Annotated in this window: 21 protein-coding genes and 1 other annotated feature; of the genes, 18 read left to right on the plus strand and 3 right to left on the minus strand. The window is 42.0% G+C overall.

What is annotated here, in order from left to right; translation table 11 throughout:
• Nucleotides 1–19 precede the first annotated feature (19 nt).
• The 8 genes from LPAF129_RS05655 to LPAF129_RS05690 all read left to right on the plus strand — a co-directional run bounded on the left by LPAF129_RS05655 (nucleotide 20) and on the right by LPAF129_RS05690 (nucleotide 10,096).
• On the plus strand, nucleotides 20–1,054 hold the full coding sequence (locus LPAF129_RS05655; RefSeq protein ID WP_373875034.1) for an alpha-ketoacid dehydrogenase subunit beta: 1,035 nt from the start codon (nucleotides 20–22) through the stop codon (nucleotides 1,052–1,054).
• A gap of 13 nt (nucleotides 1,055–1,067) precedes the next feature.
• Nucleotides 1,068–2,303 carry a dihydrolipoamide acetyltransferase family protein gene (locus tag LPAF129_RS05660; protein ID WP_244055189.1) on the plus strand — a complete coding sequence of 412 codons (1,236 nt, stop codon included), beginning with the start codon at nucleotides 1,068–1,070 and terminating at the stop codon, nucleotides 2,301–2,303.
• A gap of 109 nt (nucleotides 2,304–2,412) precedes the next feature.
• Nucleotides 2,413–2,718: a DUF6506 family protein gene (locus tag LPAF129_RS05665; RefSeq protein ID WP_244055190.1), complete on the plus strand. Its 306-nt coding sequence runs from the start codon at nucleotides 2,413–2,415 to the stop codon at nucleotides 2,716–2,718.
• Between the two features lie 325 nt (nucleotides 2,719–3,043).
• Nucleotides 3,044–4,678, plus strand: coding sequence for a peptide ABC transporter substrate-binding protein (locus tag LPAF129_RS05670; RefSeq protein ID WP_244055191.1), 1,635 nt, complete (start codon nucleotides 3,044–3,046; stop codon nucleotides 4,676–4,678).
• A gap of 15 nt (nucleotides 4,679–4,693) precedes the next feature.
• Complete coding sequence (locus LPAF129_RS05675) at nucleotides 4,694–5,773, plus strand: M42 family metallopeptidase (RefSeq protein WP_244055192.1); 1,080 nt, start codon at nucleotides 4,694–4,696, stop codon at nucleotides 5,771–5,773.
• Nucleotides 5,774–6,182: 409 nt separating this feature from the next.
• A complete protein-coding gene (yjeM, locus tag LPAF129_RS05680; protein WP_244055193.1) occupies nucleotides 6,183–7,670 on the plus strand; it encodes a glutamate/gamma-aminobutyrate family transporter YjeM in 1,488 nt (495 codons plus the stop codon).
• Between the two features lie 403 nt (nucleotides 7,671–8,073).
• A complete protein-coding gene (locus LPAF129_RS05685) occupies nucleotides 8,074–9,441 on the plus strand; it encodes an aldehyde dehydrogenase family protein (protein ID WP_244055194.1) in 1,368 nt (455 codons plus the stop codon).
• Nucleotides 9,442–9,469: 28 nt separating this feature from the next.
• The gene (locus LPAF129_RS05690) at nucleotides 9,470–10,096 is read left to right on the plus strand and encodes a sugar O-acetyltransferase (RefSeq protein WP_244055195.1); all 627 of its coding nucleotides are present in this window, start codon (nucleotides 9,470–9,472) and stop codon (nucleotides 10,094–10,096) included.
• Nucleotides 10,097–10,189: 93 nt separating this feature from the next.
• On the opposite strand, the gene asnA is transcribed toward LPAF129_RS05690, so the two are convergent.
• Both asnA and LPAF129_RS05700 read right to left on the minus strand, forming a co-directional pair.
• On the minus strand, nucleotides 10,190–11,197 hold the full coding sequence (asnA, locus tag LPAF129_RS05695; RefSeq protein ID WP_244055258.1) for an aspartate--ammonia ligase: 1,008 nt from the start codon (nucleotides 11,195–11,197) through the stop codon (nucleotides 10,190–10,192).
• Between the two features lie 165 nt (nucleotides 11,198–11,362).
• Nucleotides 11,363–11,610 (minus strand) — a binding site (T-box leader).
• A gap of 87 nt (nucleotides 11,611–11,697) precedes the next feature.
• Complete coding sequence (locus LPAF129_RS05700) at nucleotides 11,698–12,384, minus strand: DeoR family transcriptional regulator (RefSeq protein ID WP_244055196.1); 687 nt, start codon at nucleotides 12,382–12,384, stop codon at nucleotides 11,698–11,700.
• Nucleotides 12,385–12,528: 144 nt separating this feature from the next.
• On the opposite strand from LPAF129_RS05700, the gene LPAF129_RS05705 reads away from it, so the two are divergent.
• From LPAF129_RS05705 to LPAF129_RS05740, 8 genes are all read left to right on the plus strand, one after another.
• Nucleotides 12,529–13,905: a glycoside hydrolase family 1 protein gene (locus tag LPAF129_RS05705; protein ID WP_244055197.1), complete on the plus strand. Its 1,377-nt coding sequence runs from the start codon at nucleotides 12,529–12,531 to the stop codon at nucleotides 13,903–13,905.
• 2 nt (nucleotides 13,906–13,907) lie between these two features.
• On the plus strand, nucleotides 13,908–15,242 hold the full coding sequence (celB, locus tag LPAF129_RS05710; RefSeq protein ID WP_244055198.1) for a PTS cellobiose transporter subunit IIC: 1,335 nt from the start codon (nucleotides 13,908–13,910) through the stop codon (nucleotides 15,240–15,242).
• A gap of 153 nt (nucleotides 15,243–15,395) precedes the next feature.
• Nucleotides 15,396–16,040 (plus strand): nitroreductase family protein, encoded by a 645-nt coding sequence (locus tag LPAF129_RS05715; RefSeq protein ID WP_244055199.1) that lies wholly within the window; start codon nucleotides 15,396–15,398, stop codon nucleotides 16,038–16,040.
• Between the two features lie 184 nt (nucleotides 16,041–16,224).
• Nucleotides 16,225–16,974: an ABC transporter ATP-binding protein gene (locus LPAF129_RS05720; RefSeq protein ID WP_244055200.1), complete on the plus strand. Its 750-nt coding sequence runs from the start codon at nucleotides 16,225–16,227 to the stop codon at nucleotides 16,972–16,974.
• Entirely contained in the window at nucleotides 16,967–18,544 is a 1,578-nt protein-coding gene (locus tag LPAF129_RS05725; RefSeq protein WP_244055201.1) for an ABC transporter, read from the plus strand. Before LPAF129_RS05720 ends, LPAF129_RS05725 begins: the two co-directional genes overlap by 8 nt.
• Before the next feature lie 134 nt (nucleotides 18,545–18,678).
• Nucleotides 18,679–20,076: an FAD-binding oxidoreductase gene (locus tag LPAF129_RS05730; protein ID WP_244055202.1), complete on the plus strand. Its 1,398-nt coding sequence runs from the start codon at nucleotides 18,679–18,681 to the stop codon at nucleotides 20,074–20,076.
• 125 nt (nucleotides 20,077–20,201) lie between these two features.
• Nucleotides 20,202–20,804, plus strand: coding sequence for a histidine phosphatase family protein (locus tag LPAF129_RS05735; protein WP_244055203.1), 603 nt, complete (start codon nucleotides 20,202–20,204; stop codon nucleotides 20,802–20,804).
• Nucleotides 20,804–21,379 (plus strand): histidine phosphatase family protein, encoded by a 576-nt coding sequence (locus LPAF129_RS05740; RefSeq protein WP_244055204.1) that lies wholly within the window; start codon nucleotides 20,804–20,806, stop codon nucleotides 21,377–21,379. The genes LPAF129_RS05735 and LPAF129_RS05740 overlap by 1 nt, the downstream gene beginning before the upstream one ends.
• Nucleotides 21,380–21,417: 38 nt before the next feature.
• On the opposite strand, the gene LPAF129_RS05745 is transcribed toward LPAF129_RS05740, so the two are convergent.
• Nucleotides 21,418–21,747 (minus strand): putative quinol monooxygenase, encoded by a 330-nt coding sequence (locus LPAF129_RS05745; protein WP_244055205.1) that lies wholly within the window; start codon nucleotides 21,745–21,747, stop codon nucleotides 21,418–21,420.
• A 513-nt stretch (nucleotides 21,748–22,260) separates the two neighbouring features.
• On the opposite strand from LPAF129_RS05745, the gene LPAF129_RS05750 reads away from it, so the two are divergent.
• The gene (locus LPAF129_RS05750; RefSeq protein WP_244055206.1) at nucleotides 22,261–23,481 is read left to right on the plus strand and encodes an RNA-guided endonuclease TnpB family protein; all 1,221 of its coding nucleotides are present in this window, start codon (nucleotides 22,261–22,263) and stop codon (nucleotides 23,479–23,481) included.
• 546 nt (nucleotides 23,482–24,027) lie between these two features.
• Nucleotides 24,028–24,204, plus strand: coding sequence for a hypothetical protein (locus LPAF129_RS05755; protein ID WP_244055207.1), 177 nt, complete (start codon nucleotides 24,028–24,030; stop codon nucleotides 24,202–24,204).
• Nucleotides 24,205–24,219: the final 15 nt, after the last annotated feature.

Genomic DNA, 24,219 nt, shown 5'->3' on the forward strand with positions numbered 1-24,219 from the left:
AAGCAAGGAGGAAAATATTATGACTAAAATCGCATTTATGAATGCTATTAACCAAGCATTAGACCAAGCAATGGAAAAAGATGACAAAGTTTTCCTAATGGGTGAAGATATCCTTGGCGGGACAGACATTAAACATTTGGAAGAAAAGAATGAAGATTCATGGGGCGGCTGTTTTGGGGTTACTAAAGGCTTAGGACCAAAATACGGCAAAAAACGTGTGATCGATACTCCAATCTCAGAACAAAGTTACATGGGTGCTGCTGTTGGTGCTGCTGTGACAGGTTTACGTCCAGTGCCAGAATTGATGTTTAGTGATTTTATCGGTGTTTCCTTTGACTCATTACTGACTCAGGGTTCAAAGATGCGTTACATGTTCGGTGGTAAGGCTAAATTACCATTGACAGTTCGGACAACAATTGGTGCCGGTGCTAGTGCCGCTGCGCAACATTCAGGCGCTTACTATGGGATCTTTGCTTCAATTCCTGGTATCAAAGTAGTTGTACCTTCAAACCCATATGATGCTAAAGGCCTCTTGCTTTCAGCTATCGAAGAAGACAATATCGTGGTCTTCTGTGAGGACAAGACTTTGTATGGTGTTAAGGGTGAAGTTCCTGAAGAATACTACACAATTCCATTGGGCAAAGCCGCTGTTAAACGCGAAGGAAAAGATCTTTCAATCGTAACCATTGGTAAGATGGTTTCTGTAGCGATGGAAGTTGCTGATCGTCTTGAAAAAGAAGGAATCGATGTAGAAGTCATTGATCTGCGGACTGTTGCACCCTGGGATGAAGAAACAGTGATCGAATCAGTTAAGAAGACTGGTCGCTTGATCGTGATCGATGAAGCTCAACCACATAACAATACTGCAACAGACATTGCAGCTACTGTAACTGATAAGGCCTTTGATTACCTTGATGGACCAATCAAACGTGTGACAGCACCAAACACACCAGTTCCATTCGCAACTAACTTGGAACAGGCATACTTGCCAACGGCTGATCGTGTGATCGAAGAATCTGCTGAAATCATTGATGACTTGAAGAGTTCGAAGTAAAGGGGGGACTAACATGGCTACAGCTATTACAATGCCAAAACTTGGTCTCACAATGACTGAGGGAACGATTGAAGAATGGACAAAAAATGAGGGCGACACAGTTGAAAAAGGTGAAGTTGTTGCTCGGATCAGTTCCGAAAAATTAACTTCCGACGTGGAAGCCCCAGCCAGTGGGACATTAATTAAAATTTTAGTCCAAGAAGGCGAAGACTTACCAATTAAAGAAGACATGGGTTATATCGGTGAAGCCGGTGAAGAAGTTGGCGGTGCCGCTGCCGCACCAGCAGCCGCAGAAACACCAGCAACACCCGCTGCAGAAGCTGCACCAGTTGCAGCAACGCCAGCACCAGCCGTACCCGAGAGAAAAGAAGGCGAGCGGATCTTCGTCACACCACTTGCACGTAAGATCGCTGCAGAAAAAGGGATTGATTATGCTGCAGTGACAGGGACAGGTGGAAATGGTCGAATCACTCGACGGGATGTTGAAGCTTATGCTGCTAACCCACCAGCACCAGTTGCTGCACCGGTCGCAGCTGCTGCCGCACCAGCTGCTCCAAAATGGGGTGCTGGCTTGAAGGGCATGCGCAAAGCTGTCGCAACCAACATGATGCAGAGTTTGACAACGACCGCGCAAGTTACTTTGCAGCGTAAAGTTGACCTGGATGCATTGATGGCCTTTAGAAGTGATATCAAAGCTAAAGCTGGCGACCAATTACAAGATGGTCAGTTGAGTATTAATACTTTAATCACTCGCGCAGCAATCTTGGCCTTACAAGAAACACCACAGATGAACAGCAACTACGGTGATGGCGAACTGAAACACATCGATTCAGTTAACATTGGTGAAGCAGTTGGTTTGCCTGAAGGCTTGATCGTGCCAATCATCAAAGACGCACAAAACATGAACTTAACAGTACTTGGGCGTGAATTAAGACATGTGGCTGACTTGGCTCATGAAGGTGGCTTAACACCAGATCAAATGAGTGGTGGAACATTTACGATCACAAACCTTGGCGGGGAAGGAATCGAATACTTCACACCAATCATTAACCCACCAGAAATTGGAATCTTGGGTGTCGGTGCAATGGCTAAAGAATTGACTTTGAAGGATGATGGCCAAATTGGTACAACAGCCAAATTGCCATTGAGTTTGACCTTCGATCATCAAATTATCGATGGCCAACAAGCTGCCCAGTTCTTAGGCAAGATTGCAGAAAATCTGCAAAATCCATACAAGCTGATCCTATAGTAATGTAACTTCCTAATTGAATACCTGTTCTGTCACGGGCAGAGCAGGTATTTTTAAAATATAGATGTTTGTTTTCAACCAACTTACTCACCGTTAGGAGACGATTTAAATGGCACAATTACAAGCAGGCTTTATTTTTCTAGCACCAGGTGCTGATTATCAGACAGACCATCAGGTAGTTGAAACACCAGGAGTGGCGTTAAATGTTTATGGTGCTAAAGATTATGCTGATGCAGTTTTAGCGGCTAAAGAAATGGAAAAACAGGGTGTTAAGTCTTTGGAACTTTGTGGTGGCTTTGGTATTATCGGCACAGCGAAAATCAAAGAAGCAGTTAGTGCAGATGTTGTCGTGGGGGTAGTCCGGTTTGATAATCACCCTGGCTTGGAATACCAAAGTGGTGATGATTTATTTTAGAAACGATTAAACTAATTTAATTAAAAATGGCCGTGCAAACAAAGATGCAGGGCTATTTTTGTATAAAAGACGGATTTTAAAACAAATGAAAACGCTAAAATCTATTGATTAACGGACAATGGTCAGGTATACTCATTATTAATGAGAAACATCTAATTTATATATAATCATTTTCATTTATTTGTTATAAAGACAGAGTGAAACAAAGCGGTTAGCTCCCAAGCATGATTGGAGACTAGACTTTAATGCATTTTGGGCAATAAAGACTGGGCTTGAATCGGCGGAAGAAGATGCTTGGTAGAACTTGACTAAGGGGGAAAAGGAAATGAAGCTTCGACGATTAGGCTTGACACTAGTGATGACGACGGCTTTTGCAAGCGGACTCTTAATTCAAACTGAGAATGGTCAGGCTAAAAGTACGCAGGAAATCAGCCTATATGCAAACTCAGAACTATCATCGTTAGATCCAGCTAAAGTGACTGAAACCAACGCTTTTACGCAGTTGGACAACGTTGGTGAGGGACTCTATACCTATGATAAGAATGGAAAACCACATCAAGCTTTAGCCAAAAAAACCAAAATTTCTAAAGATAAAAAGAAATATACGATTGATATTCGCAAAAATACCAAGTGGAGCAATGGAAGTACAGTGACAGCTGCAGATTTTGTCTACGCTTGGCAGCGAGCGGTTGACTCTAAGACTGCCAGTGAGTATGCTTACTTATTTGATAACATTGTTAACTCGAAGGCAATTCAACAGGGAAAACTTGCCCCTAAAAAATTAGGAGTGAAAGCCACTGGTAAGTATCAGTTAACGATTAACTTGGTTAAACCACAAGCCTACTTTAAAATGATTTTGGCACGTGAGACCTTATATCCTTTGAATAAGAAGTTTGTGACTAAACAGGGGAAGGCATACGGGACCTCTTCTAAGAAGACGCTGTATAATGGACCATTTGTGAGTTCCGGTTGGAAAGGAACCAATTTACGGTGGAAGCTGAAGAAAAATCCTCACTACTGGGACAAAAAACACGTTAAGTTGGCACAAATCAACTATTCTGTCATCAAAGAACCGTCAACAGCTTATAACCTATATCAAACTAAAAAGTTAGATCAAATCACCTTAGTGGGTGAACAGGCGCAACAATTGTCACATCATCCAGATCTGGTGAAACGTTCTTTAGCAGCAACATCTTACTTACAGTATAATTTGAAAAATAACTCTGGTTTGGAGAATCAAAAGGTAAGACAGGCGATTTCTTTGGCAATAAACCGTCAACAAATCTCTAAGAAGATTTTGAAAAATGGTGCTAAACCTGCCGGAAACTTTGTGCCACGCAAGGTTGCAGCCAATCCAAAGACGAAAGAAGATTTTTATCAAGAAGCCAAAGTTAAAAATACTGCTAGTTATAAGCCAAAACTAGCTAAGCAGTTATTTACCCAAGGACTTAAAGAATTAGGACAGACACAGTTAAAAGTTCGTTTAGTGACAGCAGATACTGACACGTCTAAACAAGTGGCAGACTTCTTGCAGAGCCAATTGGAAACCAACTTGCCAGGTCTGAAAGTTGAATTGCATAAGGTACCGCAAAATAGTCGGATCGCCGCAGTTAATAAGGGCGATTTTGATATGTCTTTCCAAGGCTGGTCCGCGGATTTTGCTGACCCATATACATTCTTACAAATTTTCCCGAGTGATAGTGCGCAAAACCATACTGGTTGGTCAAACCAGAAATACGATCAAGCAATTACGGATTCGTTGAACAAAAATGCGGCTTCACCTCAAAAACGGTGGGCTGATTTAGTTAAAGCTGACCAAATCTTAATGAAAGAGCAAGTAGTTACACCAGTGTACCAAAACAACAATGAAGATTTAGTTAATCCACGCCTAAAAGGTGTTAGCTACAACAGGATTAATGGTCATTACATTTATAAAGAAGCATATTTAGCCAAAAAGTAAAGGAGAAGATAGTTAATGCAAGAACAAGAACAGATCCAATTGATTAAAGATTTTTCGAATTTAAGTGGAGCTCCTGGCTTTGAAATGGAAGTTGCTCAATATTTTGGAAAGCGGACGGCGCCTTACGGAAAAATCAGTCGCGATGGAATTTTTAATACCTACGTCGACCGGACTGAAAATACTGGGAAGAAGCCTGTAGTTCAGCTTGATGCTCATGCAGATTCTGTTGGCTTTATTGCTCAGGCGATCCGGCCTAATGGGTTGATCAAGTTCGTAACTTTAGGTGGTTGGGCTCCAACTAATGTGCCTGCCACAAGAGTTCGGGTGCGTAATCAGGATGGGAAGTATATTAAGGGTGTTGTTGCTAGCAAGCCACCTCATTTTATGACAGAAGAAGAGAAGAAAAAGGTTCCACAAATTGCTGAAATGTCAATTGATGTTGGCTCGACCAGCCGAGAAGAAACTATCGAACAGTTTAAAATCAATACAGGTTGTCCAATTTTCCCTGATGTTGATTGTGAATATTATGATTCAACACGCCTATTCTTCGGTAAAGACTTCGATAACCGGGTTGGTTCGGCTGCCTTAGTTGATGTTTTAGACCAGTTACACGGTAAAGATTTGGGAGTTGATGTGGCGACAGCTTTGTCAACCCAGGAAGAAGTTGGCACACGAGGAGCTCAAGTTACTGCGAATAAGATTTCACCAGACTTGGCAATTGTTTTTGAAGGTTGTCCATGTGATGATACTTTTGAACCAGACTGGTTGATTCAAACGGGCTTGAAAAAAGGGCCAATGTTGCGTGATATGGATACGTCATTTATCGCTAACCCGTTATTTGAAGAATACGCCGCTCGTTTGGCAGACCAACATCAGATTCCATACACACGTTCAGTGCGGACTGGTGGCGGTGTGAACGGAGCTGCAATCGAGTATTGGAATGGCGCACCAACAATTGTAATTGGTATTCCTGTGCGTTATGAGCATACAGCTTATAATTGGACTTCTCTGGATGATTACCAACATGCAGTTGAATTAGTAGTAGAGATCTTAAAAGATTTAGATGCTGAAAAAATTGCCAGTTTTCACGGGTAAGGTAGGACAAATTTGAGTTTGATTTGAAAAAAGCAGTTGGCTAAACCGACTGCTTTTTTGTGTGGTTTAGAAAAATAACCCGGGAAATATTTTTTGATTGTGGATGCATAAGAATTGGTAGAAGAATTAGGTTAGTATTTGTTTAATTTAATTAAAAAGCATAATTTAGGGATAAACCGCACACTCATGCAGTTTATCTTTGATGGGTTAGTAATTTTAAACAGCAACTATTAAATAAAAGTTGCATAAAAATAATAAAAAACTAAATTATGAAATCTCCGCTAACAGAAGTGCTATACTTTTCTAGTTGCAATGAATAAAAATACATAATATATGTTGAGCAGTGAATGTGACTTAAAGGCGCACCGCTAAGCTTGACAGTTTGGTTATTTTGTTGGGAGAGTTTTTTGTGGAAAAATCAAAGAAAATTAAAACCAAAGCCTTAGTAATGATGATCTTTTCATCAATTTTTGGCTTTGCAAATACGACAGTTGCATACTATCAAATGGGATACGCAAGTATTTTTTGGTATATTTTAGCGGCACTGTTCTTCTTTTTACCTAGTTCTTTAATGTTTGCTGAATATGGTTCAGCCTTTAAAGAAGCAAAGGGTGGAATTTACTCGTGGTTAGCGGGTTCAATTGGTGAGAAACCAGCCTTTATCGGTACGTTTATCTGGTTATCATCGTGGGTGATTTGGCTAGTTTCAACTTCATCTAAAGTGTGGATTCCATTATCAGCACTAATTTTTGGCCATGATGCAACCCAAACTTGGAGTTTATTTGGGCTAAATTCAACGCAAACAATTGGTTTATTAGGGATTCTTTGGATCGTGTTTGTGGCTTTTACTACTACTCATGGGGTAAGCTTTATTGCTAAGGTTTCATCCCTAGGTGGAACTTGTATTGTGTTATTAGACGTGATCTTCATGGTCGCCAGTATTGTTGTTTGGATCGCCAACCATGGCGCCTTAGCACAACCAATCAATGGATTATCTAGCTTCTTCCAGTCGCCCAATCCAGACTTTGGTAGTTCGCTAGCTTTGATTTCCTTTGTGATTTACGCAGTTTTCGCTTATGGCGGAATGGAATCAATGGGTGGAATTATGGATGACATTGAAAAGCCTGAAAAGACTTTCCCTAAAGCACTCATGATTTCGACTTTAATCATTACGATCGGTTATGCTTCCATGATCTTCTTCTGGGGGATCTCAAGTAACTGGCAACGTGATTTAGGTGGCTCTGACGTCAATTTAGGAAACATTACGTACATTTTGATGAACAATCTGGGTGTTGAACTCGGGACGTCGCTTGGCTTCTCACATGCCACTGGTATGGTGTTAGGAAACATTATGACGCGTTTTGCTGGAATCGGGATGTTTATGGGTTATTTAGGGGCATTCTTTGTGTTGATCTATTCACCAATTAAGTCCTTTATTATTGGTTCTGACGCTCGGCTATGGCCTGCCAAATTGACTAAGATGAATAAGCATAATATGCCTGCGAATGCAATGTGGCTGCAAACTGCAATTGTTGCAGTCTTCGTGTTCTTAGTTGCTTTTGGCGGTTCAGCTGCGCAGAAGTTTTATATTATCCTAACTGATATGGCCAATGTTTCAACGACTTTCCCATACTTATTCCTAGTCGGAGCTTTCCCATTCTTCAAGAAACGGTCAGACTTACAACGACCGTTTGAAATTTATAAGAACCGGAAATTTACGAATTTGATCGTTGCGATCATTTTGGTGATTTTAGCCGGAGGGATTATCTTTACCTGTGTTCAACCAGTGATTGAACATGATTATCAAACTGCATTTTGGACAATGGTTGGACCAATTTTCTTTGGAATCGTTGCCTGGGTCTTTTACCATTTTGCAGAAAAGAAATTAAGTAAATAAGTGTAACAAAAAAGCCGGTCACTTGACCGGCTTTTTTATGTAAAAAATAGAATAATTGCTCTGGAAACGTAGAGCGTATACTACAATACCAGGCGGATATCGAACTGCTCTGCAGCCCTCGTATAATCCAGTATAACACTAAAATAATAACTAAATAAATTACAAAAATGTTACAAATCAATTGAAAACTAAATTTTTCGGTTAAATGGGGTACTTTTTGTCTTCTTTTGTCAGTAAAAACTTAAATTTTCGTGTTTTCTCCCCTTTTTTGGCAGTCTTCGCTTTAAAAAAGGTCAATTATTCGAGCTAATTTTCAATGTCTAAGCAATTTGTTGGCGCTTGCAGTGAAATTGCTAGTAAGATAGGGGTAGTTGAAAAATCAAAGTGAGGGAGGCAGATTTAAATGAGTTATACAGCAATTAATCCTTACAATGGGGAAAAAGTGAATGAGTTTGAAAATGTAACTGACCAGCAATTGGAATTGTTATTAGATGAAGCACAACGTTTTTATGAACAAGCACAGAAAACAACCGTTAAAAGTCGAACGGAGTTTTTAGCGGCCTTAGCCGATGAGTTTGAAAACAATGCCGAAAAGTATGCTCGAATCCTAACGACTAATATGGGCAAACTACTGAAAGAAGCACGACAAGAAGTGGCGAAAACCGTAGCGTTTGCCCGTTATTACGCCGAAAATGGGCTGCAACTCTTGCAACCGCAAGCTTATACTAACTTACAAAGTGGACAAGCGCAGGTCGAGTTTTCAGGGACAGGGATCGTATTGGCGGTCGAACCGTGGAACTTTCCATATGCACAGGTGATGCGGGTCGTCGCACCTAATTTCATCTTGGGCAACCCTGTGCTTTTGAAACATGCTAGTATTGTGCCAGAAGCAGCTCAAGCCTTTCAAGAGGCGTGCGATAATGCGGGCTTACCATTAGGAGCATTTACCAACGTCTTTGCTGACTACGCACAGGTTGATCGGATCATTGCTGATCCCCGGGTTCAGGGTGTCGCTTTAACCGGTTCAGAAGGTGCAGGTCGTAAAATTGCGGCCAGTGCGGGGCAGCATTTGACCAAATCAACGTTGGAATTAGGCGGGACCGATGTCTTTATTGTACTAGCTGATGTGGATGTTGCACATGCCGCTAAAGATGCTGCGCAAGCACGATTATCGAACGCGGGGCAAGTTTGTACCGCAGCTAAGCGCTATATTGTTGCCAGCGAAATTTATCCTGAATTTTTAGCAGCTTTGAAGCAAGAATTTGCTAAATATCAGCTCGGTGATCCACTAGATGAGCAAACGACTTTAGCACCGCTTTCTTCTAAGGTAGCACAACAACACTTGCAGCAACAAGTCAAAGAGGCAATTGCTGGCGGGGCAGAAGTGTTGTTTGGAGATCCAAGCCCACTCACAGGACCAGGAGCCGGCTTTACACCACTGATCTTGAGCGGAATGGAAGCAACTAATCCGCTGTATGAAGAAGAATTCTTTGGTCCAGTTGGACAAATTTATCAGGCAGATTCGGATGATGAAATTGTGGCAATCGCGAATAATTCGCGTCATGGATTAGGCGGTGCGATCTACTCGAATGATGTGGAACGAGCCAAGAAAATTGCCAGTCGGATCGAAACTGGTCAAGTAGCAATCAATCGAATCTTAAGTTCACAGGCACAAGTGCCGTTTGGCGGCGTCAAGGATTCTGGTTATGGACGTGAATTAAGTGAGTGGGGAATCTATGAGTTTGCCAATATCAAACCAGTGATTTACTAAAATTTGTTACACGAGGAGTTAGTACTGGATGGATCAGGAATTTGAATATCAACAAATGTTAGCGGGCGAATTGTACTTGGCCAGTAGTATTTTACCTGAGAATCGGTCAATGCCAGGAAAAATATTGGCGCAAAAAATCAATCGGTTGCCGATCGAAAACCGGGCAGAAATTGTAGCGCAAGAAAGAAAGCTGTTCGGAAAAACGGGGGATAACTTCTATATTAAGCCGCCGTTATCAGTGTGCTATGGGAATCACGTTGAGGTTGGTGACAATTTTTATGCAAATCTGGATTGTATCTTTTTGGATATCAATAGAATTGTGATTGGTGATAATGTCTTAGTTGGTCCACGAGTTAATTTCTATACCGCAGGTCATCCAATTGATGCAGCAGTCCGGCAAACTGGCTTAGAGTTCGGGTATCCCATCGTGGTGGAGGATAATGTCTGGATCGGTGGTAGTGTTACAATTCTGCCGGGAATCACGATTGGGGAAAACTCAATCGTCGGTGCAGGTGCTGTTGTCACAAAAGACGTTCCTAAAAACACGATTGTTGGTGGAAATCCTGCCAGAGTTATTCGAAAAATATCTGCGCAAGACCATCAATTTTGGCAGGAAAAGTTGACCCAGTATCGGCAAATGCACGCTAGCAAGTGAGATAGCTGCTAAAGTTACTAAAGTAAATATAGTTCTAAGTAAAAAGCCTCCATGGCGCCATTTAACGGCACACCTGGAGGCTTTTTGAATTTGCTAGAGTAAGTGGATCTGATGGGCTTCACAATCATCGATCAGTTCTTGTGGCCAAATGCTGGCTTGGACTTCACCGACGTGAGCTTTACCAAGCAATAACATGCACAGGCGTGATTGGCCGATTCCACCACCGATGGTCAGTGGCATCTCGTCATGCATGATCATTTGATGGTAGGGGTATTTCAGGCGATCTGTGGCGCCAGCAATTTCTAGTTGCTTTTGTAAGGCAGTTTTATCGACCCGGACCCCCATACTGGATAATTCTAAGGCTTGTTGTAATGGTTCATACCAGAATAAGATATCACCGTTTAGTGACCAGTCGTCATAGTCTGGTGCCCGCCCGTCATGCCGTTTGCCACTTTTAAGCGGGCCACCGATCTGCATTAAGAACACTGCTCCCAGTTCTTTACAAATGGCGTTTTCTCGTTCTTTTGGACTCAAAGTTGGGTAACGGTCTTCTAGGTCCTGGGTGGTGACAAAATGAATTTTTTTAGGTAAATGATGGACTGCTTGTGGGTATTGGTACCAAACTTCATCTTCCATGTGTTTGATGACCTTGAAAATCTGCTTCACGTTTGCTTCTAGAGTCGTAAAGTTGCGCTCGTCTTTAGTAATCACTTTTTCCCAATCCCATTGGTCGACATAAATTGAGTGGAAGTTATCGAGTTCTTCATCTTTTCTGATTGCGTTCATGTTGGTATATAGGCCTTCGTGGACGCCAAAACCGTAACGGCGCAGTGCGTCACGTTTCCACTTAGCTAAGGAATGAACGATTTCGATCGTTTGATCTGGAAGTCCCTGCATCGTGAACGAAACGGGTTGTTCAACGCCATTCAGATTATCGTTGAGCCCCGTACTTCGGCTGACAAACATCGGCGCAGTTAAGCGACTGAGATTCATCTTTTTACCAAATTCATCTTGAAATGTTTCACGAATATAACGAATTGCTTCTTCCGTTTCTTTAACGGATAATGTTGGCTGATAGCCTTGTGGGAAAATAGTTGGCATATAAATCGTTCCTTTCATTTTGTGGTTAAGTTAGCTAAATGGGCAAATGACATGAATGTTTCACGTGAAACATTCTAGGCCATAGTCTCCGGTTTTCTGCGACAAAGGTGGGGCAGGTAGATGAACAGCTAATTTTCTGGGCAAAAAAAGAGTCCTTCTTCCCAACTAAGGGACGAAGGACTCGCGGTACCACCCAAATTACCGCTCGTCTACACGAACAGCATCTTAATTCACGTACTATCATACGTGCCCAGTGGTAACGAACCGGTGACGTCAAAACCTACTCTGATCACTCATTTGGGCTTGAAACTAGGAAAGTGTTATTCGACTGTTAGTTAACTTCTCAGCTTTTCACCACCCGCTGAGTCTCTGCTAGCACTATGCAGTTTACTTGTCTTTCTTAATGTCTTTAACTTTATTAAAGCTAATTTTAGCACAATAATTTGAAATTGAAAGCTTTTTTAATGAATTTATCACTGAAAAACCATTTATTTGCAAAATTAGTTAATGATTGAGAATGCAGACGACGTTTTAGTGATCATAAAGTTACTTTCATGTTGGTGGGCATGGTCAGCTAAAAAAACTGCTGAACGGGTGGCAGATTCCAGCATGGTGCGATCGATCATTGATTGTGCCAGCGTCGTTGTGGTTAACAGGCGCTGGTTGCTGCCGGTCGCAAAAATTAAGGCTAAGTCAGCTGGTGTCCGTCGAATGGTATTGATCGCGATCTCGCCGGTAAAAAAATAACCAGTTGGAGTTGGTTGAAGACTGCCGCCAGTCATTTGTAAGCGTGGATTTGCCAGCAAAGTCGGATCAGTAATGAGTTCAGTCGTTAGGACACTGATGTTTTTAGCCAGCAGATCAGCCAGTAATGTTTCAGTGATCGGACTATAGTTGAGCACGACGTGGTGTGCCTCATGCAGGTAGGGACTTAATGAGCCGATAATTTGGTCGCGGTTTGCTGCCGAAATTTGTGCTGCTGAACTTAAATCTCCTAGCCAGACAACTTGACCATAATCGTGAACGACCATGCCTTTTTTAATAAACATCTGCAGATCCCGCGTGATCGTCATTTGTGAGACGGCAAAAACCTGGGCGAGCTGACTAATGGTTGTTTGTCGGTGGAGGCGTAAGTATTCGAGCTCTTGTTGCTGACGTAAAATAATGGAACTTTCTGTGGAATGCATGGCTTGACCTCCAAAAATGAACTGTAATTTAACATAAAGCAGAATTTGTGTGATTTTTCGTTGAATAAAGAAAACGTTTTTATATAATAAACTGTGAGATGTCTGGTAATATGTTTAGTATATAATTTCCCAAGGAGGATAACTATGAAGACTGAGAAAAAATTTTTATGGGGAGCGTCACTGTCTGCCCATCAAACAGAAGGTGCCGTAGATGTCGACGGCAAGCAGCCATCAGTGCAGGATACCCGCCAACGAGATAATCATGAGATCGCTGATTTTACGGTCGCGGTCGACCATTTTCACCATTATCAAGAAGATATTGATTTGTTAAAGGGAATGGGGCTAACAGCTTTGCGGATCTCTTTTGCATGGACGCGGATCATTCAGGCTGACGGCGGTGTGAATGAGCGGGGCTTGAAGCATTACGATGATGTGATCGACTATTTGTTAAAACAAGATATTCTACCGATCGTCACCACTTATCATTTTGATTTGCCTGACCATTTGGAACAAGCCGGTGGGTGGACTAATCCGGACACAGTTCAAGCATATAGCGACTATGTTGAAGTTTTATTTAAGCATTTTGGTGACCGGGTCAAGCACTGGCTAACGATCAACGAGCCTAATATTATGTTATTAGCGGACCAAAAAATCGTCGGTTTCCATCGTGAAAATCCGGAATGTTATGCATCATTTTATAACTTAATGATCGCAGAAAAAATTGCGATCAAGAAATGCCATGAACTAGTTGAGGACGGACAGATTGGACCAGTGCCCAATATTTCGCTGGTTTATCCGCTGTCTTCCAAACCAGCAGATATCCGCGCGGCCCTGACCTTTAACGCGGTTCGTAACTGGGCTTATTTAGATTTTTCTGTGAAGGGTCGGATCAATCCAGTCTTGCAAGCACATTTGAAAGACATGGGAATTACGCTAGAGATACAACCAGAGCACTTAGAGTTAGTCCAAAATAACCTGCCAGACTTTATTGGCTTAAATTATTATACAAGTGCTACTGTTAGTTTCCCACAACCGGGTGAAGCCAAATTAGCCGGAGTATCTGACCAACAATCAGAAGACGTTTATGAACCGGGCGCATATAAGGGTGTGACTAATCCGTTCTTGAAGAAAAATGAGTTTAACTGGACTTTAGATCCGCTGGGCTTACAAACAACACTCGAAGTTACTAATGACCGCTATGAAATTCCAATCATGATCACGGAAAATGGCTTAGGTGCTTATGATGAGTTAACGGCTGACCACCAGATCCATGATCAATATCGGATCGACTACCTGCAACAGCACTTAGCAGCCATTGAGCAGGCACAAAAAAATGGGGTGCCGGTTTGTGGTTACCTACCATGGTCTGCCATCGATTTGATCAGTGTGCATGAAGGGATTGCGAAACGTTACGGCTTTATTTATGTTGATCGAACAGACAAAGATGTGAAAGAATTAAAGCGTTACCCGAAAGATAGCTATTACTGGTTTAAACAAGTCATTGAAAAAGGTGGGCTCTAATTATGAATAAATTTTTTACTTTTTTGGAAAGTAAATTGTTGCCGCCCCTAAACAAGGTTGCGAATACCAAGGTCGTTCGTGGAATTATGAATGCCAGTTTAACGGCGGTACCATTTACGATCGTGGCCTCAATTTTCTTAATTCTCAATAATCTACCGCAAATTTTCCCCTTCGCTGCGAGCTTCTTTAATAATACGATCTTGCGCTTCAGCGGTTTTTATTCGCTAGGAAACACGATGGCATTAGGTTCGATTGCGCTGTACTATTCTTTAGCGATTGGGTATTACTACGTTGAAGAATATCGGCGTGATGGCGAAAAAGAACTGAACTCCTTTTCTGGGGCGATTTTGTCACTGTTTGCGTTTTTGATGACAATTCCTTCGATTGTCTGGCAAAAAGGAACTGCTACCGGTGTTTCGGTTGCGTTACAAGATAATACTGGCACAGTTAACGGAACAGCCTTGAGTAATGGCTGGGTGACTCGCTTTGGTGGTGTTGGGATTTTTATTGCCATCGTTGTCGGGATCTTGGCAGTCCAAGTTTATCGTTTTTGTATCAATAAGAATCTCTCAATTAAGATGCCAGCAGGGGTTCCCGATGGGGTCAGCCGTTCTTTTGCTTCTCTGATTCCACTGATCTTAGTGGCATTTATTATGATCATTTTAGTGGGGATCTTAGGCTTGATGCACACCGACCTGCACGCACTACTTTCGGTGCCATTCGGCTTTGTTAAGCATTTGACTGGTTCCTGGCTAGGAATGCTGGTGATTTTGTTGCTGATTCATTTGCTATGGATCGTGGGTGTGCATGGAACAGCGATTATTAAAAATAGTTTTGTTAACCCGATTTTGTTAGTAGCTCTAACCGAAAATGTAAATGGGGCTCATAATATTTTTGCCGGTGATTTTATTAATATGTGGGTCTTCATCGGTGGTGCTGGTGGGACCTTAGGCTTGGTCTTGTTAATGAACTTTATGTCCAAGTCAAAACAGTTGCGGATTTTGGGTCGGACAGCACTTTTACCAGCAATTTTTAACATCAACGAACCAGTGATCTTTGGGGCACCGATCGTTTACAATCCGTACTTGATGATTCCGTTCTTGGTTAATCCGCTGGTTACCTCGTCATTAACTTATTTTGCCATTAAAATTGGTTTAGTTGGGACAGTGAAGTCGGCCATTGCGTGGATCTTGCCAGTCGGGATTGGTGCTTGGCTAGGGACGAATGGTAGTTTTGCGGCAGTCTTGTTAGCCTTTGTTAACTTGGCAGTCTCAGTGGTCATTTACTATCCATTCTTCAAATTATACGATCAAAAGTTGTTGAAAGAAGAGCAGTAGGTTTTGAATTTCTGAGTTTAAATGGGTTCGGAGTGGTTGTTTAACAGCAGCTGCTGGGAGCCTTTTTTTAGTATGATTTCAGGACAATTTGCCAGATATTGTGATATAATTAACAAAGATGAAAACGGTTAAATTAAGAAAGGCGATGTTTTGATGACAGACCAGAAATTTGTAAACAATGATTTTAGTGATGTGGTGTTGAATCGGCATTCAGTCCGTGAATTTGAACCTAACGTAAAAATTAGTCGGGATGAATTGCAGCAAATGATTGCTGAAACAATTCAAGCACCATCGGCTTGTAACCTGCAGTCTTGGCACTTTGTAGTGGTTGATACCCCAGAAGGAAAAGCCAAGCTCAAGGAAGCGGCGATGAAGTTCAACTATCCGCAGGTCGATACTGCTTCAGCGATTATTTATCTTGCCGGCGACACTGAATCGCACTTAGTTTATCGTGATGTTTGGAACCAAGCAGTTGCAGAAGGACGAATCACTCCTGAAAAGCGGGATGAGATTTTTAGTTCATTTTTACCTTTATATGAAAACGCAACACCTGAATTCTTACAAATGGATGCCACGATCGACTGTTCGATGGCCGCAATGCAGCTGTTGCAAGTGATCCGGGCCCATGGCTATGACGCCAATGCTTGGGCAGGATATGATCCACAAAAAATGCTAACTGCCTTAGGCTTAGATCAAAAACGATTTGTGCCCGTCATGGCCATTTCTCTAGGTAAATCCGCCGAGGTTCCGCTGGTATCAACGCGTTATCCTGCCAGTGACGTTACCGAATTTTTGTAAGATAAAATCATTCAAGAAATCCCCCAGTTTGTCAGTGTTAGGACAGACTGGGGGTTTGTGTTGTTTAGGCTGAATGTTTGCTAGATCAGTGGTTTGTTTGCTAAGGTGAAAGTGAATTAGGTGGAGCATCTGCCAATGAACGACGGAGCTCAGCTGTTGCGTCTGCAGGAAGGGGGAAGCAGCAATGATCGAATTGAAAAAGCTGACTAAGGTTTACGGACAGACACATGCCTTGGAAAAATTAGATCTAACCATTAAAGAAGGGGAGATCTTTGGTTTCTTGGGGCATAACGGTGCGGGTAAATCAACGACGATCAAGAGTTTGGTGAGTGTGATCGAACCTACTGCTGGTGAGATCGTGATCGATGGTCAATTATTGACAGAGCATCGGCAAGAAATTAAACAAAAGATCGGGTACGTCCCAGATACACCGGACTTATTCTTACAGCTTAGTGCGAATGAATATTGGGATCTGTTGGGAGCAGCCTATGAACTGGCGCCAGCAGCCAAAAAAGAACGTTTGGAGCAATTAGTCGACCTCTTTGAGTTAACCGCCCACCAAGATGAGACGATCGGCAGCTTTTCTCATGGGATGCGCCAAAAGGTGATCGTGATCGGGGCATTGTTATCTGACCCTGAAATTTGGATCTTGGACGAGCCGATGCAGGGCTTAGACCCGCAGGCCGCTCATGATTTAAAACAGTTGATGAAAGAACATGCGCAAAAAGGCAAAACGGTGATTTTTTCGACGCATGATCTCGCGACAGCCCAACAATTGTGTGATGAGCTGGCAATTTTAAAGAAAGGACAACTGATCTATAACGGGACCTTGCACGATTTAATGGCTAAATATCCGGATGAATCACTGGAAGATATTTACTTAGGCCTGGCGGGCCGGCAAGCTCAAAGTGAGGCAGGTGAGCGAAATGAATAAGCAACGGGTCCGCGAACTGCTTAAAGTTAATCTGCGCTACGCTAATCCGCAACAAACGACTCAGCAGCGTGGTAAGGGGAAAATTGGACGAAAACTGACCCGATCTTTATACTGGCAGTATTTTTATTCGGGACTAATTTTTTTGCTGGTATATGGGCTGGTCATGGGATTTGTTAATTTTAGTCAGCTTCCTGGTCGGTTTACCTATTATGTGGCGCTATTTGGAATCATCGCTTTTTCGCAGGGAATTTCGGCTATTTACAACGTCTTTTTTGAAAGTAACGATTTGCCGAGTTTTTTACCGTTACCGTTTACACAAGGCGAGATTTTTACCGCCAAAATTTTGATTATTACCCTAAGTACGGTCCCGTTGGTGTTACCAGTGGTGATCTTGTTTATTTTAACCGGGATCCGGGCGCAAGTTTTCTGGCCCTTAGCGATTATCTTAGGTTTATTGCTGTTTGTCGTTTTTATGAGTATTATTTTTGCGCTATGCAGTTTGATCGTCTTTGGCTTGACTAAAACGAATTTTTTCAAGAAGCACCGGCAGTTAGTGACTAGCTTATTGCTAATTATCGCAATGGGCGCGTCGATAGTTGGTGTATTGACCCTTAACCAGCAAGCTAACGGGGCAGCGAGTGGGGTGGATCAAGGGAAAATTAGTTTATTGCTGCCGTTTTTCTATGGCATAACTGAGCCGTTTCAGCTGAGTGGAATCTTGAGCTGGCTTGGTTTGCTGCTAGTAGCAGGAGGATTACTGCTTATTTTGGGTCGTTTCTTTATTCCAAAACTGCTCGAACAATTGTCGGCAACGATGCCCACCGAACAAAAGATTAACAAAAAACATGTCGCTCATCAGAGCCTAGCGCAAATTTTAGCACATTACAATCTGCGCTTAATTGGCAAAGCTAACTTAATGTTGCAGATGGTGACTAGTTCAGTGATGTTTCCGTTGATTTTTGCCATCAGTTTCTCGGTTTCTGGGGACTATAATTTTAGTCGACTGGGCGACGAAATGCTAGGAGTGACCTTTGTGGGAGGTATCTTGGTGTCACTAGTTACAACTAATCAATCATCCTTACCAGCCAATGCGATCTCATTGGAAAAACAAAACTTTGAATTTATTCGTTCTCTGCCTCTAGAAATGCGGACATTTTTGAAAGCTAAATTCCTGATAATTTTGCAGGTGCAAGAAGCCTTAGCCTGTGGTGTGATTGTGATCATCGGAGTTTTATTGCACTTTCCTATGCTGCATCTGGTGAGCCTGCTTGCTGGCAGTCTGTTAGGAACGTACTTGAGCAGTTTGTATTACTTTTATCGCGACTATCGTTTGCTACAGCTGGACTGGACTGAAATTAGCCAACTTTTTACCCGTGGAATGGGCAAGCTGGGTGTGGCCATCAACATGTTTGTCACGCTTTTTGTTGGCGCGCTTTTATTAACTTTCACGACCATCGGAATCAAGTTTACCCCACTGGTAGTGAACTTACTGGTGGGCATAGTGATTCTTGGGGGCTCGATTGGTTGGCTGCTCCATTACCGGCAAATTTGGCGGACTAAATTACTCTAAGAAGTTTTTTCAAATTGGGACTTGCATTCGCGAAGAAAAAGAACTAAAGTATTCTTTGTAAATAACTTACTAAAAGTAAGTGAATTAAAAAATAATAATTTAAACTAACAAATCGGGAAGGAAGTCTCAGTCTTATGGCAATTTTTACAGCATATGATAACGATGAAATTATTGAATTTTTGAAACAAAATGCACCTCATGCAGAGATCCATACGGATGATGAAGTTGCTGACAAACACGCAGCTAACGGCAACGCTCAAAACAAAATCGAAGGACATATTTTGGCTTACGTTGAAGTCGGAGACGTTGAAGATATCCGCGGCTTAGTTAAAACAGCAACTAAATTTCACTTACCGATCGTTCCTCAAGGAGCTGACACCAGTACCGTGATCGGTGCCGATGGTGTGAATAACGCCTTGATCATTTCGACCGCACGCATGAACCACATTAAAGAAGTCAGCAAGGGTGATTCATTGGCTGTCGTCGAACCAGGTGTGATCAACCAAGATTTAGACCAAGCTGCTCGCAAATTAGGGATGTTCTACGCCCCAGATCCAGCATCTAAGCCAATGTCATCCATTGGTGGGAATGTTTCTACTAACGCTGGCGGAATGAGCGGCGTTAAGTACGGTGCAACTAAGGATTCCGTTTTGGGCATGAAAGTTATGCTCGAAAGCGGTGAAGAAATCAGCCTGGGTGGCCGGACCTTTAAACAGGCCTTTGGTTACGATTTAACGCAATTATTTGTGGGTTCTGAAGGAACATTTGGGATCATTACTGAAGTTACCGTGAGACTTTACCCACAACCAATTGGCAAGTCAATTACTGGGATCGCCTTTTTCAAGGATATGGCAGCTTTGGCCGAGGGTGTCGCTGACTTGCGGAATTCTGGCTTAAATCCATCGATGCTTGAAGCAATGGACGGCAAGACTGTGAAGGCTTTGGACGAATATGAAAAGACTTCATACAGTAAGAGCGAGTCTTCTTCACTACTTTTGTTTAGCTTTGATGGCGCTAGTGATCTCCAAGAAACTGAATCCAAAAAGATTTTGGAACAGCATGATGCTTGGGGAATCCAAGTCACTTCAGACGCTGATGAGATCGCTAGTTTGATCAAGTTACGTCAGGATATGCTGCCAGCTGTCTTTGCCAAGGGCAAGTACTATATTATGGAAGACATGGCAGTGCCGTTGTCCAAATTAGCTGAAATGGCTGATTACATTACAGAAGTGGGCGAGAAATTAAACGTCGACATCTATACAGCTGGTCATGCTGGCGATGGCAACTTGCATCCAAGTCTTTTATGGAACGACCAAGAAGAAGCACCGGAACGCGTTGTTCAGGCAATTCGTTTGTTATTCCATAAGGCTTTGGACTTGGGTGGCACTATTTCTGGTGAACATGCTGTCGGTATGTCCAAAAACCAGTGGAACAATGTTGAATTGGGCGGCGCAGTTGACCGCATCCAACACCAATTAAAGAATCTCTTTGATCCCATGAATATTATGAATCCTAAGAGAAAGATTAACTAAATATTAGTCGATGACCGTTCCAGGACAGTAGATTGTTCTGGGACGGTTTTTTTTCAGGTGACAAAAGCGGTTACAAGATATACGATAAAGGTGTTTAAATTAAAGATTGGATCGGAGAGGTGTTTATGGTCAAAGAACTATATTTAATGCGTCATGGGCAAACGTTGTTTAATCAATTACATCGAATTCAAGGGGCCAGTGATTCGCCGCTGACCGCGCAAGGGATCGCAGATGCCAAGGAAGTTGGCCAATATTTTAAGGCGCAACAACTGTCGTTTGACCATGCCTATTCTTCTACGCAGGAAAGAGCATGTGATACGCTGGAATGTATTACTAGTCAACCTTATCAACGCTTAAAGGGACTCAAAGAGTGGAACTTCGGGGTGTTTGAAGGCCAAAGTGAACAACTGAATCCTAAAAATGACTCACAACGCCATTCTTATGGCGACTTTTTCGTGCAATACGGTGGAGAAGCAGATTATGAGGTTCGAGAGCGAATGAATCAAACGTTGACTGAAATCATGCAACAACCAACACATGACCGAGTTTTAGCCGTTAGTCATGGCGGAGCGTGCTTTATGTTTTTGCAAAAATGGCTTTCTTATGCGGAAATTCAACGGCGGGTCACAGATTTTCATAATTGCTGCATTTTGAAGCTGACTTTTGCAAATGATCAATTTAATTTCGTAGAATCAATCAACGTGAAAAAGCTCAAGCAGGAGAAATGATGAAAAAAGTACTGTATTTGATGCGACACGGAGAAACACGGTTTAACAAACTGCATAAAATTCAGGGAGCAAGCGATTCTCCCTTAACAGAAACAGGAATTCAACAGGCCAAAGACGCCAAAAATTATTTTGCACGGCACAACATTGTGTTTGACTATGGGTATGCTTCGACACAAGAGCGAGCCAGCGATACTTTAGAAGTAGTGACTAATGCGCCTTATCAACGGCTAAAAGGGCTAAAAGAGATGGATTTTGGTGATTTTGAAGCTCAGGCAACGTACTTGCAGCCCAAGGGACCAGATGCGTTTGAGAATTTTTATGTTTCATTTGGCGGAGAAAGTGCACTGACAGTCAGGCAAAGAATGCTGCGAACTTTAACGGACATTGCGCAAAATGACCACCATCAACAAATTCTGGTGGTTTCTCATAACGGGGCATGCTTTTATTTTTTACAGCAAATCTGGCAGGAGAGTTTTGGGAAACAACCGCTAGAATTACCGCACTGTGCCATTATTAAGCTGATTTTTGATGGACAGGAGTTTCAAGTCGTCAAGATTATTGATCCAACAAAATAAAGCTTGAAAATTAGCTTTCAAGCTTTATTTTTCTGCGCTTAATCGCGAATAAATTCTTCATCTTGAAAATTATCTGCATCGTCGTCGCGGTAGCGTTCAATTTGCATATGCAGGTCGTATTTCTCTCGCAGTGCGGCTAATTCAGTCATCATTAACGAAGCGTGATGACGGTCAAGAGCGGCTTGATCGGTCCAACTATCAATTAACAGAATTGTTTCTGGGTCGTCTATGGGAGTGAAATAACGATACTTTAGGTTGCCTTCTTCAGCACGGATGCGGTCAACGACCCCGGAGTCTTGCATTTCTTGGGCAAACTGGCGGGCAGCCCCGTTTTTACCAGTGTAGTATAGATTTACAGTTAGGCTCATTTGAAGTCCTCCTTAGGTGTTACTTGATGTAATTCAATAAGTGAAAAACCATCTACTGTTAGTGTAGTCTTTCTGTTTTAAATTTAACACTAATTGGTTTAAAAAGCGCTTTCAATTGAATAATCATAGGACTATAATGATAATTGTACCAAGAAGGGAGGTGTCGTACCTTGCCTAATAGCCAAAGAAAAAAGCTAAAAGTGTTCAGCTTCTCGATTGAGATTGGCCTCACACCATTAGCTTTCAAGCTTTCTATTAAGTGGCAACGGTAAAGCCACTGAAGGGGAATTGCCCTTCCCCTTCTTGGTAGTTTTATTATAACATGAAAGACACAGATTCGATATCAAAACGTTTGACGATGTAAGCAAGTACATAGTTTTATTGATGCTTTTGGCGAAATACCCCTGACTTTAGTCGGGGGATGGATAGCCGTAGCGTACATTGTACGCTACATAAATTACACATTGTTTTAACCAAATAAAGTGCTATGCTAAAGAAAAGGTGGTGAGATCAATGACGTCGATAGCTTTTAAGGTCCGCTTATATCCCAATCAAAAACAAATTAACCAGATGAACCGAACTTTTGGTTCGACGCGTTTTTTATGGAACCAAATGGTAGCCATGCAAAATGAGCGATATGAAAACAATCACCAGGCTAAGTATCAAAACAATTATGCGATGAATTTAATGCTAAAACCTTTAAAAGCAGAATACCCGTGGTTAAAGGACGTTGACTCAACCGCCTTGCAAGCAACGAATGATCATCCGCACGACGCTTTTATGCGCTTTTTTGATCCGGAACTCGAGAACGGCCATCCAAAGTTTAAAAGTAAGAAAGACTATGCCCAAAGTTATACAACTAAAGCAGTTAATCAAAACATTAAAGTCATTGACAATCACCACCTAAAACTGCCCAAGCTCGGGCAAGTCTATTTTCGAGCTGGTCGGATACTAAATGGCAAAATTAAACGTGCAACCATTCGGATCAATGCCCAAGGTCAATATTATGCGACCATCTTAATTGAAAGTGAAAAACAAGCTTTCAAACCCAAGACTAAAACTAATAAAGTAGTGGGGATTGACCTAGGACTAGATGACCTGATGATTTTGTCGAATGGGCAAAAAGTTAATATGATGCATTTTGACCTCCAAGCTAAACAACAAGTTAGAATCTGGGAACGCAAAATGGCCCGTCGTAGACGAAATGCCCAGAAAGAAATGGCTTTTGATAAGCACGAAAAGCTCTTGTTGCCACGGACTAGTTTAAAACAGTTTCCGCGCTACCAACAGGCCCGTCGCACAGCCGCTAAACTCAAACGTCAAGTCAGTGACCGTCGTTATGACCGACTGCAAAAGCTGACGACCCAGTTAGTGCAAAATTACGATGTGATCGTGGTGGAAAAACTCAATACACAAGGGATGCTGAAAAATCATCATCTGGCTCGTGCGATATCTAACGCTGGTTGGGGTAAGTTAGTTACCATGCTGAAATATAAGTGTGATTGGTACGGAAAGCAACTAATTTTTGTTGATCCTAAAAACACGAGTCGCATTTGCCATCAGTGTGGGCAAAAGAACCATCAATTTGACAATTTAAACCAGCATGAGTGGTTAGCCGTCCGGGAATGGGTTTGTCCAACTTGTGGGACACACTTAAACCGTGACATTAATGCTAGTCAAAATATTTTGCACCGTGGACTAGCCCAAACCACCAAAGAAAAAGCACTCGTTTAGTCGAGTATTGAAACTAAGGTATGGAACGTACCGTGGTAAATAGCAGTGACCGCTGTCTATTTAGTTAGAGTGATCTAACCGATAAGTTTGCTGTGTTCCCTGAATCCATCCTTTTTAAAGGATGGTAGTTCAATGAGCAATTCTCTCGTAATTTTTGGTGATTAAATTTAATTTAAAAAAGTTAAGTTAGCGCTTTCAATTAAATAATCATAGGACAATAATAGTAATTGTACCAAGAAGGGAGGTGACCTCCTTGCCAAAGCATAAAAGAAAAAAGCTAATGGCTTTCAGCTTCTCATTAGAGATCAGTCTCTTGCCCTTAGCTTTCAAAATCTTTTTGAGCTGGCATAGATAGTTGCCAGTTGAAGGGGAACTTGACCTTCCCCTTCTTGGTAATTTCATTATAACACGAAAGGTCAGAATTCGATATGAAAATGTTTGTTGGTAAATTTCAAAGGATGATCAACGCTGCTCGTCCGTTTGCTAAGTTACAACACTCGTGGGGCAGCTTATCACCGTTTTTAAAGTATAGAAGGTGTTTTATTAATGCCTAATAAACAATCAATTGCCACCAGTAAGTGGCGTGCCAAGAATAAGGAATATAGTGCTTATCTTAATCATCGTTCACGAGCCCGTTCTTTTATTAACAAAAGGGCGACACTAGCGGACATCGAGATGCTAGAAGAACTAATTGAGAAAAGAAAAAATGAACTAAAAAAATAACCGTTTAGCAATGTG

This window comes from Ligilactobacillus pabuli, from assembly GCF_022836475.1.
Classification (GTDB): domain Bacteria; phylum Bacillota; class Bacilli; order Lactobacillales; family Lactobacillaceae; genus Ligilactobacillus; species Ligilactobacillus pabuli.